The sequence below is a fragment of the Planobispora rosea genome, assembly GCF_014648175.1.
In the GTDB taxonomy this organism is placed as follows: Bacteria; Actinomycetota; Actinomycetes; order Streptosporangiales; family Streptosporangiaceae; genus Planobispora; species Planobispora rosea.
The window spans coordinates 1-10,437 of the sequence record NZ_BMQP01000088.1 but is presented as its reverse complement, the minus strand read 5'-3'; the positions used below and the strand labels follow the sequence as shown (position 1 = coordinate 10,437).

Below are 10,437 nucleotides of genomic sequence, written 5' to 3'. Positions count from 1 at the left end.
TCACCGATCGGGGCAGCAGCGGTTCCAGCGCCTGCCATTCGGCATCGGTCAGTTCGTAGCGACGTACCACGCCTTCATGTTGCCCCAGGTCCAGCAACTTTGACGACACGCCCTAGGGTGAACCCCCTAGGCGTGCGGCGGTACGCGTCCGGCGCGCCGTACGTGTGAAGATGTAGGTCAACTGCCTCCGCAGGCCTGACGTTCTCCCCCGTCGATTTCGCGAGTCTGGACCCAGACCGGAACGACATCGACAAGGAGCACGAGATGACCCCCACGAACGCGATCTCCACGCTGGCCTCCTGGCTGACCCGGCACAGCATCGACGTCCTGCGCGTCAGCCTCGGACTGGTCTTCGTGGCCTTCGGCACACTCAAGTTCTTCCCGGGGGTCAGCCCTGCGGAAGAGCTGTCGGTGGCCACGCTGGAGGCACTGTCCCTGGGCACGGTGTCGGGTTACCCGGCCCAGCTCGTGATCGCCTGCATGGAGGTCTTCATCGGCCTCACGCTGGTGACCGGCAAGCTGCTGAAGACCGGGCTGACCGTGATGGCCGGGGCACTGGCCGGGTTCTTCGCGCCGTACGTCCTGTTCTTCACCGACCTGTTCCCCGGCGCACCGACGCTGGAGGCGCAGTACATCTTCAAGGACATCGTCCTGGCGGCCGCGGCCATGGTGATCGCGGCCCGCGCTCTCGGCGCCAGCCTGGTGCCGGCCCACGAGTCCGTGGAGCGGGTTCATGACGGCCGCGAACGCCTGGCGGCCTGAGCCCGACGCGGCGGCGCCTCCCGGATCGGGCATCCGGGAGGCGCCGCCGCGTCGGGCTCAGGCCGGGCCGAGCAGGTCCCACCGGTTGCCGGCGATGTCCCTGAACACGGCGACCTGCCCGTAGGGCTCCTTACGCGGCGCGGTCACGAACTCGACACCGGCCGCCGTCATCCGTTCGAAGGCGGCCTCGAAGTCGTCCACCCGGAGGAAGAACCCCACCCGGCCGGCGACCTGGTCGCCGACGACGGCGGCCTGGCGCTCGCCGTCCGCGCGGGCGAGCAGGATGCCGGTCCCGCCCCCCGGCGGCCGTACGACCACCCACCGCTTCGGACGGCCGTCGTTCGTCAGCGACGGCGCGTCCTCGGCCGGCTCGAAGCCCAGGGCGCCGACGAAGAAATCGATGGCTCGGTCGTAGTCGTCCACGACGATCGTCACCAGGTCGAGATGCACCTTCATGATCCTACGGCCGGGCCCCTACAGCCGAACTCCTGCCGCCGGCCCCCGGACCGGGCGGGAACCGGTCCCGGGCGGTTCTCCGGACACGCTCACCCCTCCCGTTCCCCGCTGTCCCGGGCGGCCAGGAAGTCCTTGATCTGGGCCGCGCCCGAGGCGGCCAGCCACGTGCGCAGGTCCATCAGTCCCGGGTGCAGGGCGCGCGTGGCGGAGACATCGGCCCGGTAGCCGCGTTCGTTGAGCCACCGGTAGGCGAAGGCGAACTCCTCGCCGACGGCCGAGGCGACGGTCTCCAGGGGGATCCGGACGTAGGGCAGCGGCCGTCCGACGGCTTCGGAGACGGCCGCGGCGATCTGCGGCGGAGTCAGCTCGTCCCCGGCGAGGTTCACCGCCCGGCCGATCCAGTCCCCGGGCCGGGCGAAGGCCAGGGCGGTGAGGGCGCCGACGTCGTCGACGGCGATGATCTGCTGCGGCACGTCGGCTGCGAACGGGGCGGTCAGGGTCCCGCCGTGCAGGTGGTAGGCGCCGGTGTAGTTCTCCATGAAGGAGACCGGCCGCAGAATCGTCGCGGGCAGGCCGAGCTCGCCGATGTGCCGCTCGATGCGGTGTTTGCTCACCACGTTCTGCGGCAGCCTCTCGGTTCCGTGGCGGCCCGCTCCGGCGACCGAGGTGTAGACGAAGTGCCGCACGGAAACGGCGTGGGCCGCGTCGGCGACGTTCCGGCCCCAGCGGACCTCGTCCCCGGCCGAGAAGCCGGCCGCGGTTCCCGGGGAACCGACGGTGGGCTGGACGCTGAACACGCCGTACGCGCCCTCGGCCGCGGCCGCCAGGGACGCGGGGTCGTCCATCTCCGCGCGCACGATCTGCGCCCCGGCCTCCGCCAGCGCCCTGGCTGCCGTACCCGCGGGGTCACGGGTGAGCGCGCGGACCCGCCAGCCGCCGGCGAGCAGGTGCGCTGTGACGGTACGGCCCTGCAGGCCGGTGGCTCCCACGACCGCGATGGTCTTTCCTGCTGTGTCCACGACGTCTCCTGGATGAGGGCATGGGGAGAACGCCCAACAAGTGGGGTGGTCCTCCGCTTACGATCGAGTACGATATGGAGGGCCACCCCACTTTTCAAGTCCCTGGAGATCGCATGCTGGAGGGAAACACCGCGCCCGCGCCGTCCGGGCGCCCGATGCGTGCCGACGCGCGCCGCAACTACGAGCGGATCCTCGCCGCGGCCACCGAGGCCGTCGCCCGGCACGGGGCCGAGGCGTCACTGGAGGAGATCGCGCGGCAGGCCGGCGTCGGCTCGGCCACCCTGCACCGGCACTTCCCCTCCCGGCAGGCCCTGCTGGAGGCCGTCTTCCGCGGCAAGGTCGAGGCCCTGTGCGCCTCCGCACGCGACCTGGCGGCCACCCAGGACCCGGGGCGGGCGCTGGGCGCCTGGCTCCGCGCCGTCGTCACCCACGCCGTGCGCAACCGCGGACTAGCCGCCTCGCTGGTGCGCGGCGCCTCCGGCGGCGACCCCGCCCTGGGGGCCACCTGCCACACGATGATCCTGAACGCCGGGGAGGAACTGCTGGCTCAGGCCCGCCGGGCCGGGGCCGTACGCTCCGACGTCTCGATCGCCGACCTCCTCACCCTCGTCAGCGCCATCTCCCAGGCCACCGAGGGTGACCCCGGCGGGGCGGTCCGGGCCGGACGGTTGCTCGACCTCGCCCTCAACGGCGTGCACCCGGGTCCGGGAACGATGATCTGACGTCCCGCCGCGCAACGGCCCGCTCACCGGACTCCGGTCGCGTCTCCGGGCCGCCAGCCGCCCGGCTCGATGAGGCCGGCCTCGTAGGCGCAGATGACCGCCTGAATCCGATCACGCAGCCCGAGCTTGGCCAGCACACTGCTGACGTGGGTCTTCACGGTGTGCTCGCTGACCACCAGGGCCGCGGCGATCTCGGGGTTGGACAGGCCGCGGCCGAGCAGGACCAGTGTCTCCCTCTCGCGGCCGGTCAGGGTGCCGAGGCCCGGCACCTGGGCCGGTGGGCGGGCGTTGCGGCGGACGACGTCGTCGATGAGCTTGCGGGCGACGGCGGGAGCCAGCAGCGACTCCCCGGCCGTGACGACGCGGACGGCGTGGACGAGGTCGTCACGGCGCACGTCCTTGAGCAGGAAACCGCTGGCCCCCGCGTGCAGCGCCTGGTAGACGTACTGGTCGTTGTTGAACGTGGTCAGGATGACGACCTTGGCGGCGGTCTCGGCGCAGATGATCTGGGCGGCCCGGATGCCGTCCATGACGGGCATGTGGATGTCGAGCAGGATCACGTCGGGCGCGTGGTCGCGCACCGCCGCCACGGCCTGGGCACCGTCACCGGCCTCGGCGACGACCGTGATGTCCGGCTGCGTGTTGAGGATCAGCGCGAAGCCGCTGCGCACGAGTTCCTGGTCGTCGGCGACCACGACGCGGATGCTCATGCGGCGCCGGCCGGCAGGCTGATCGAGACGGCGAAGCCGCGTCCGCCCGGTCCGGGGCCGAAGGACGCCGACCCGCCGCAGGCGGCGGCCCGCTCGCGGATGCCGTCCAGGCCGTGACCGGTGCCGCCGGTGTGGCCGCGCCCGTCGTCGGTGACGTCGATGGCGAGCGCGTCGTCCCGCCAGTCCAGCGCGACCGTGACCGTACCGGCGCGGGCGTGTTTGACCGCGTTGGTGAGCGTCTCCTGGACCACCCGGTAGGCGGCCGTCTCCACATCCGGCGGCAGCGGGCGCGGCGTCCCCCGGACGGTCAGGGTGGCGGGCTGCCCGGCGCGGTCCACCCCGTCGACCAGTGCGCCGATGCCGGCCACACTCGGCGCGGCCTGGCCGGTGTCCTCACCCAGCAGGCCGAGCAGGCGGCGGAGCTGGTCCATCGCGTCGCGGCCGGCCGCGGCGATGGCGTCGAAGGCGGCCTCGGCGCGGCCGGGATCAGGCCGTACGGCCAGCGGCCCGGCCTCCGCCTGCACGATCATCAGGCTGATCGCGTGCCCGAGGATGTCGTGCATGTCCCGGGAGATCGCCGCCCGCTCCCGCTCCACGGCCTGGCGGGCCTCCATCTCCTTCTCCCGTTCGAGCTGGCGGGCATGGGCCTGCCGGTTGGCCATCGCGCGGCCCATCGCCCAGACCGCGACGTACATCACCAGCCCGCGCACCACGGTGTCCGCGCTCGGGAAGTGCAGGACCACTCCGGCGAGCTGGGCGGCCGCGCCGGCGGTGAGCACCGACGCCCCCCAGACCCGGGTCCGCTGCGAGCCGTACGCGGCCACCGAGTAGACCGCGATCAGCATCGCGTACGGGACCGGCTGCGGCGCGGTGTCGGGATCGTTCAGCAGGTACGCGCCGGTCGCGGCCAGCACCGCGACCAGGACGGCCAACGGCGCGCGCCGCCGCCACAGCAGCGGCAGCGCCTGGCCGAGCACCGGAAGGTACTGCTGGAGCGTGTAGCCCGTCACCGGGTCCGCTCCCCGCTCGGTCAGCAGGAACGGCGCCGAGTGCGCGGCCAGGGCGGCCAGCGCGATGGCGACGTCCGCGACGAGCGGCGGGATCCGGCGAACGATACGGGCAGTAGATGACATAAGTGAGTTGATCATACTTTAGGTGAACGACGGGCCGACGAGGTTGTAGGTGACCGCCACGGTGGCGAACGCGGTGACGCCCAGCGCGACCAGGGTGTAGGCGATCCTGCCCCGCGTCGACCACCAGCGCTTCCGCCAGGCGGCCGCCGAGCAGGCCAGCAGCGTGGCGGCCAGCGGCACCGTCAGCGACGCCAGCACCAGCAGCGTGATCAGCACGGGGGCGCCCTGCAGGACCAGCGGCAGCGCTCGTCCCTCGTCGGCCAGCAGGGAACCGAACCCGCCCGCGAAGACGATCACGAGCGCGCCCGCCGCCCAGGCGAGCAGCCGCGGCAGACGCGGACCGGCGGGAGAGGCGGGAGAGGCGGAGCGCCTGCGTCGTGCCAGCGCGGCCACGGGGTAGCCCAGCACGGCGGCCGCCGAGGCCAGCAGCGCGGCGGCCAGCAGCCCCAGGTGCAGTGACGGGTGGTCCAGCGCGCCGATCCGGTCGAAGACGACGGTGCCGCCGTCGACCGCCAGCTGCCCGGGCTCGGGGAAGGCGATCCGGCGCCGGCCGCCCTCCTCCTGGAAGACGCCCGGCTCGAACTGGACCCACCGCTTCCGTCCCCCGCCCAGACCGGTGGTCTCGATCCCGCCGCCGGCGGTCGCGGTGACGTGCACCGGGGAGTCCGTCAGCGCCTGCACCTTCAGCAGGCTGCCGTGACTGGTGCGGCTGCTCCGGTACGAGCCCTCGTACTGCCCGGCGGCGGCACCGGGCAGCGCCTTGACCGACGGTGGGCGCGCGGCGGGCAGATACCGCTCGACGATCTTGTCGACCAGCGCGAACCCGTCCAGGCCGTGCCGCCCGGTGCCGTCGCCGTTGGACATCACGTGCACGCCGATGCCCTGTTCGGGCAGCATGAACATGGAGGTGTGCATGCCGGGCATGTCGCCGCCCTTGAACAGCAGGCGATGTCCCTTGTACGACATCTGCTCCCACATGAAGCCCATGCCGGACAGGCGCGGGTGCTCGGTGTACTGCTGCCGCTGCATCTGAGCCGCCACCCCGGATCCCAGACGGGGATCCAGCGCCATCTGCGCCTGCAGGTAGCGGGCCATGTCCGAGGCGGTCGAGGCGGGGCCCGCGCCCGAGGCGGCGAAGTTCGCACAGTTGACGTCGGTCGCCGAGCCGTCCACCAGATACGCCCGCGTGTCCTTCAGCCCTCCGCAGGCGATCACGGAGTCCTCCATGCCCAGGGGGGCGAACACACGGCCGTCCACGTACTGCTCGAACGGCATCCCCGAGGCGATCTCCACCAGGTAACCGGCCAGGGCGACCCCGTAGTTGCTGTAGGAGAGACCCGTACCCGGCGGGCGCAGCCGTTCCGGCTGGGAGGCGGCCAGCGCCTCGCCCAGCGCCCGCACGTCCGCGCCGCTGCCGACGACGTAGTCCTCGTCGAACCCGGCCGTGTGCGTGAGCAGGTGCCGCAGGGTGACCGGACGTCCCGGGTACGTGTCGCGGATCTTGAAGGTGGTCAGGTAGGCGTTGACGTCGGCGTCCAGGCTCAGCTTGCCCTCACCGACCAGTTGCAGGGCGGCCTGGGCGGTGAACAGCTTGGTCTCCGACCCGATGAGGAACCGGGTGCGCTCGGGGTCCACCGGGATCCGGCGCTCCACGTCGGCCCAGCCGTACCCCTTGTTGACCACCTGCCTGCCGTCCGCCACGACCGTGACGGTCGCACCGGGGATCTTCTCCTCGGCCATGACCGTGCTGACGTGCTCGTCTACCAGTGCGCCGACTCCCGCGAGGTCCGGCGGCTGAACAGCGTGCACCGGACCGGCCGCCAGGACCAGCGCGGTGATGAACTCCGTGAACATGCCTCAAGATTCGCGGGAACCCACCCCGCGGCACATCGCCGACGTCACCCATTACGGCCTCCCCCAGGAGGGGGAGGCCGGACCCGCCCGCCGTACCCCCGGCCGTACTCCGTCCCGGTCAGCGCCGATCGCCGGGTTTCCCTCTCACGCCTCGGTGTACCCGCAGGTCCTGCCGGTTCCAGCGTTCCTGCAGCTCCCGCTGGATCTGATCGGCCCGGCGCCGAGCCCGCTCGGTTCGGGTACGGGCGACCTCGGCGCGCGCGTGGGCTCCGTGCAGCATGACGGGGTGGTGATACGGGCGCAGCTGTACGGCCAGCCGGACGGTGAACCCGTCGGCGGTGTGGCCGGTGGCGAGTTCGTCGCAGAGCTGACGGACCAGCCACAGGCCGGTGCCGGTCTGGCGCGGCCCCGTCCGTGGCGACTCGTAACCGGCCAGGAGGCCGTCGAAGCCGCTGCCCTGATCGGTGACCGTGCACACGACGCAGTCGTCGCGGATCCAGATCCGGATCCGGACCGGAGCGCGGCCGTGCCGCAGCCCGTTGGCGGCGACCTCGCCGATCGCGGCGATGATGTCGGCCTTCAGGATGGTGGGAAGCCGGTCCGAGGACAGACGGGCGCGCAGGTGGGCGCGCAAGGACTGCAGATAGGCGGTGTCGGTGAGGCCGGGCAGGTCGTAGGTGGGAGGGTCCGGCTCGGCCACGGGCGGCCCCGCCCGGGCGGTACGGCGGAGCACCTCCACCGGGGAGTCGTACTGCGGGTTGGTCACGGGCCCACCGGGCGTGAGCACGAGCGGATGAGTGTGCGTGAGCTCGGCGGAGACCGCGTCGGAGAGCGTGCGGGCGTCATACAGACAGATACCGCTCACCGGATAACCGTCCATGGCGACGTTCACGACGGCCTCGAATCCGATGCCCTTCTCGCCGAGCCCGGGACGCTCGCCGAAGTCGACCTCAGCGGCCACCTGAACGCGCTCGAAGCCGTCATCGAGATAGCCCAGCACCATGCGGCGGTAGGCGGCCACCGCCGCGGCCGGCCGGGTGTAGAGCTCCCCGCTGCCCAGGGAGGCCACGGGCGCGCCGAGCGCGCCGGACAGCAGCCGGTTGATGTCGTCGCGGCACACCAGGACGACCGCCTGCCCGGCGTCCAGCCCCCGGCGCAGGTGCGGGATGACGGTATCGAGCAGCTCGCGCTGGGAGCCGTACCGGACGAGGTAGTGGAGGTAGGACTCGGCGTTGTCCGTCACGGCTCGCCTCCCGCCGGATGTATGCCGGGCATCGTGTCGAGATCGGTCAGCCGCAGCGCCCGCTCCACCGGCGGCAGGATCGCCGGCCGGTCGGCCTCCGAGTCGCGCGGCAGGAGCAGGTGCCCTTCCCACCCGGGCACAGCCAGATCACCGTCAGGCCCCGCCGCACTCATGACCGCACCGGCCTCCCTGCGAACGGACTCATACGTCCGCCCATTCCGGCCCCCTTACCCCCGGCATCGCCGGTCATACCGGCTCGCCGCGAAACCTCGCGGAACGGCCGGGCCGCCCCACGGGGAGGGGTTTTCACTACTGCGCCAGACGCTGCGCATCCGCCGCTTCGAGGAGCGGTGCGTGGAACTGCCCACCACCGACCGGCTTGTCCGCCGAACCGGATTGTCGCAGCGGTCTGGAACGCTGTGCCATGACGGATTCGATCGCTGCGATGAGGAGTGGGCCATGGGATTCGTGGGCGAGATCTGGCGCGTGCTGCATGGGCGAGAACTCGCCGGTGAGATCACCATCGAGGAAGCCGACTTCCCCTGGCTGGTCGGGCGCTTCACTCCCGGCCCGGCGTTCGCCGCGGTGAAGCCGCTGTTCGACCGCGACCTCGAGCTGATGGAGAGCCAGGACTGGAGCGAATGGGAAGAGGCGTATGCAGCGATCCGGAAGGAGGTCTCCCTGGTCGCGCCGTCCGGCCCCGCCGCGGAGTTCCTGCTGCACATCGAGAAGGACGAGGCGTGGTTCCGCTGGAGTGACACACCGTTCGATGAGTCGTAGGCGCCGGCCTGGGCCATCGATCACATCGACTCGACGTCGATCACCGGCCTGACCGCCAAGCCTGTGATCAACATTCGGATCGCGGTACGCGCACCGAAGCCGCCGAACGCCTACAAGACCACAGGACAGCACGACCGAATCACCGTCAGAGCAAGCGAAAGGCCAGGTCAGACGAGGTCTGCCCTGATCTTCGGTCGGTGCCCCCCCTGCGTGGATCGGACCAGATCTGCGCCCCAGGTTCCGCAGTTGGCGGTCACATATATGCCGAATCTGGTGTGAGCTGCGGAAACGCCGACGAGGCCGGGAGAGGGCGTGTGCCTACGCTCTCCCGGCCTGCCCAGATCTTGCTCAAGCGGGATCGAAAGCTGTCACCCGAGGCGGCGGAGCGATGGAAAGCGCCTGGTAGATGGCCCTGTGACCGGGCCGCAGCGGAGTGGGCTGAGTGATCGTCCCAGCCTCCCCGGCAAGGGTGACCTGCTTGAGCCGGGAGATCTCCCGGCGGATATGGTGCCGGCTTCGCCCGACGGAACGCTCCGCGACACGGGGTGTTGGCGAAGGGCAGCACTACCACGGGGATGCCCAAGCCGGTTCGCTCGGTGGCTTTCTCCCCCAACGGCCACCTGCTGGCCACCGCTGGTGCCGATCAGGCGGTGCGGCTGTGGAAGCCGGTGGCCTCACCGAGGTGAAGAACCTGGGCAATCCCGCAGTGCTGGAGCGCGGAGCGCGGAGCGCGGAGCGCGGTAGCCAGCGTCCCCACCTGTGCCCGGTATGTCAGATTTCTGGGTTGTGTTAAACCGGGCTTTAGATGGTGGTAAATGGCGAAGCTTCACCCTGGCCGAAACCCGCGTGCGGCCGGAGGCGGAGATCGCCTAGGCTGCGCGTGTGCTTCCCGATGCGCCCTGGCCGTCGATGACCCACCGCGAAGCCACGGCCGAGCTGGTGCTGGCGGGCTGGACGCCGTGCGGCGTCGGTGACTGGGCGGTCGGCCTGCGCTCCCCCGACGGGCTGTGGGCGGCCAGGGTGTGCCCGTTCGACCCGGCCTACGCCGCCTTCCTCGAACTGTGCCGCCGCCGGGCCGGCAACCCCTACCTGCCGCGCGTCGCCTTCGACACCCCGCTGGAGGGCGGCGGCACCCTGGCCGTGCTGGAGTTCCTGGCCCCGCTCGATGCGGAGCGCGCCGGAGAGGTCGCCCGTCAGTGGCGGGAGGGCACGGGAGAGGCGGCCCTGGCCGAGGTACGGCGGGCCGCCGCCGCGATCGACGCCGAGTTCCGGGCCCGGACGCCGTGGTGGGACGGCGTCGACCTCAACCCCGGCAACGTGAGACGGGCCCTCGACGGTCGGTTGGCCGTCATCGACGTGTTCTGCGTGGACGGCGCCTCTCTGTACGGGCAGGTCCTGCGGGACGCCGAGGTGGTCCGCGCCAAGCTGCCCGGCCACCGGCACCTCCTCGACATCCCCTACATCGCCCGCGAGAGCACCCCCGAGGAGATCCGGGCCCTGCGCGCCGCGTGGCACCGCGCCCCGTAGGAGCCGGTCCCGAGATCGCGGGAGCCGTTTCGGCAGCGTGGGAGCCGTTTCGGCAGCGTGGGAGCCTACCCCGGAACCCGGGAGCCGTTTCGGCAGTACGGAAGCCGGTCCCGGAACCCCGGCCAGAGCTGCCCGCCCTCTCCCCGGTTCCCCTCCCACCGGCCGTGGGGTGGATCACCAGGGCGCCGTCACCGCCGGCGGGGTGGCAGACTTCGATCATGACCTCGGAGA

At 71.9% G+C, this 10,437-nt stretch carries 13 protein-coding genes and 1 pseudogene; 6 read left to right on the top strand and 8 right to left on the bottom strand.

The genetic code is table 11. The features are described from left to right. Nucleotides 1–264: 264 nt before the first annotated feature. A complete protein-coding gene (locus IEZ08_RS38355; RefSeq protein ID WP_068921564.1) occupies nucleotides 265–762 on the top strand; it encodes a DoxX family protein in 498 nt (165 codons plus the stop codon). Nucleotides 763–819: 57 nt separating this feature from the next. Here IEZ08_RS38355 and IEZ08_RS38350 read toward each other — a convergent pair whose 3' ends face one another. Next, on the bottom strand, nucleotides 820–1,218 hold the full coding sequence (locus IEZ08_RS38350) for a VOC family protein (protein WP_141703633.1): 399 nt from the start codon (nucleotides 1,216–1,218) through the stop codon (nucleotides 820–822). Nucleotides 1,219–1,307: 89 nt separating this feature from the next. Then, the gene (locus tag IEZ08_RS38345; RefSeq protein ID WP_068921563.1) at nucleotides 1,308–2,237 is read right to left on the bottom strand and encodes an NmrA family NAD(P)-binding protein; all 930 of its coding nucleotides are present in this window, start codon (nucleotides 2,235–2,237) and stop codon (nucleotides 1,308–1,310) included. Nucleotides 2,238–2,350: 113 nt separating this feature from the next. Here IEZ08_RS38345 and IEZ08_RS40465 point away from each other — a divergent pair, with 113 nt between their 5' ends. After that, complete coding sequence (locus IEZ08_RS40465; protein ID WP_268249401.1) at nucleotides 2,351–2,959, top strand: TetR/AcrR family transcriptional regulator; 609 nt, start codon at nucleotides 2,351–2,353, stop codon at nucleotides 2,957–2,959. 23 nt (nucleotides 2,960–2,982) lie between these two features. On the opposite strand, the gene IEZ08_RS38335 is transcribed toward IEZ08_RS40465, so the two are convergent. From IEZ08_RS38335 to IEZ08_RS38315, 5 genes are all read right to left on the bottom strand, one after another. After that, the gene (locus tag IEZ08_RS38335) at nucleotides 2,983–3,669 is read right to left on the bottom strand and encodes a response regulator (protein WP_189244172.1); all 687 of its coding nucleotides are present in this window, start codon (nucleotides 3,667–3,669) and stop codon (nucleotides 2,983–2,985) included. Then, nucleotides 3,666–4,802 carry a sensor histidine kinase gene (locus IEZ08_RS38330; RefSeq protein ID WP_084779601.1) on the bottom strand — a complete coding sequence of 379 codons (1,137 nt, stop codon included), beginning with the start codon at nucleotides 4,800–4,802 and terminating at the stop codon, nucleotides 3,666–3,668. The genes IEZ08_RS38335 and IEZ08_RS38330 overlap by 4 nt, the downstream gene beginning before the upstream one ends. 18 nt (nucleotides 4,803–4,820) lie before the next feature. After that, entirely contained in the window at nucleotides 4,821–6,656 is a 1,836-nt protein-coding gene (locus IEZ08_RS38325; RefSeq protein ID WP_189244171.1) for a serine hydrolase domain-containing protein, read from the bottom strand. Between the two features lie 118 nt (nucleotides 6,657–6,774). Then, nucleotides 6,775–7,899 carry an anti-sigma factor RsbA family regulatory protein gene (locus IEZ08_RS38320; protein WP_189244170.1) on the bottom strand — a complete coding sequence of 375 codons (1,125 nt, stop codon included), beginning with the start codon at nucleotides 7,897–7,899 and terminating at the stop codon, nucleotides 6,775–6,777. Further along, nucleotides 7,896–8,039, bottom strand: a complete 144-nt coding sequence (locus tag IEZ08_RS38315) for a hypothetical protein (RefSeq protein WP_189244169.1) — start codon at nucleotides 8,037–8,039, stop codon at nucleotides 7,896–7,898. The genes IEZ08_RS38320 and IEZ08_RS38315 overlap by 4 nt, the downstream gene beginning before the upstream one ends. 214 nt (nucleotides 8,040–8,253) lie before the next feature. On the opposite strand from IEZ08_RS38315, the gene IEZ08_RS38310 reads away from it, so the two are divergent. Then, nucleotides 8,254–8,679, top strand: a complete 426-nt coding sequence (locus IEZ08_RS38310; RefSeq protein ID WP_203863716.1) for a hypothetical protein — start codon at nucleotides 8,254–8,256, stop codon at nucleotides 8,677–8,679. Between the two features lie 15 nt (nucleotides 8,680–8,694). Beyond that, nucleotides 8,695–8,958 carry a GrpB family protein gene (locus IEZ08_RS40755; protein WP_084779600.1) on the top strand — a complete coding sequence of 88 codons (264 nt, stop codon included), beginning with the start codon at nucleotides 8,695–8,697 and terminating at the stop codon, nucleotides 8,956–8,958. A 69-nt stretch (nucleotides 8,959–9,027) separates the two neighbouring features. Here IEZ08_RS40755 and IEZ08_RS40815 read toward each other — a convergent pair. Then, nucleotides 9,028–9,222 (bottom strand): annotated as a pseudogene (locus IEZ08_RS40815) (IS1634 family transposase); the annotation flags it as partial. A gap of 32 nt (nucleotides 9,223–9,254) precedes the next feature. Between IEZ08_RS40815 and IEZ08_RS38300 the strand changes: the two are divergent. Both IEZ08_RS38300 and IEZ08_RS38295 read left to right on the top strand, forming a co-directional pair. Next, nucleotides 9,255–9,365 carry a WD40 repeat domain-containing protein gene (locus IEZ08_RS38300; RefSeq protein ID WP_141703631.1) on the top strand — a complete coding sequence of 37 codons (111 nt, stop codon included), beginning with the start codon at nucleotides 9,255–9,257 and terminating at the stop codon, nucleotides 9,363–9,365. Nucleotides 9,366–9,561: 196 nt separating this feature from the next. Then, entirely contained in the window at nucleotides 9,562–10,206 is a 645-nt protein-coding gene (locus IEZ08_RS38295; RefSeq protein WP_141703629.1) for a hypothetical protein, read from the top strand. The last annotated feature ends 231 nt before the right edge of the window (nucleotides 10,207–10,437 follow it).

Bases quoted from the DNA above. Each gene is read 5' to 3' on its own strand.
- IEZ08_RS38355 (WP_068921564.1), top strand. From the start codon at position 265: ATGACCCCCACGAACGCGATCTCCACGCTGGCCTCCTGGCTGACCCGG.
- IEZ08_RS38350 (WP_141703633.1), bottom strand. From the start codon at position 1,218: ATGAAGGTGCATCTCGACCTGGTGACGATCGTCGTGGACGACTACGAC.
- IEZ08_RS40465 (WP_268249401.1), top strand. From the start codon at position 2,351: ATGCTGGAGGGAAACACCGCGCCCGCGCCGTCCGGGCGCCCGATGCGT.
- IEZ08_RS38335 (WP_189244172.1), bottom strand. From the start codon at position 3,669: ATGAGCATCCGCGTCGTGGTCGCCGACGACCAGGAACTCGTGCGCAGC.
- IEZ08_RS38330 (WP_084779601.1), bottom strand. From the start codon at position 4,802: ATGTCATCTACTGCCCGTATCGTTCGCCGGATCCCGCCGCTCGTCGCG.
- IEZ08_RS38325 (WP_189244171.1), bottom strand. From the start codon at position 6,656: ATGTTCACGGAGTTCATCACCGCGCTGGTCCTGGCGGCCGGTCCGGTG.
- IEZ08_RS38300 (WP_141703631.1), top strand. From the start codon at position 9,255: ATGCCCAAGCCGGTTCGCTCGGTGGCTTTCTCCCCCAACGGCCACCTG.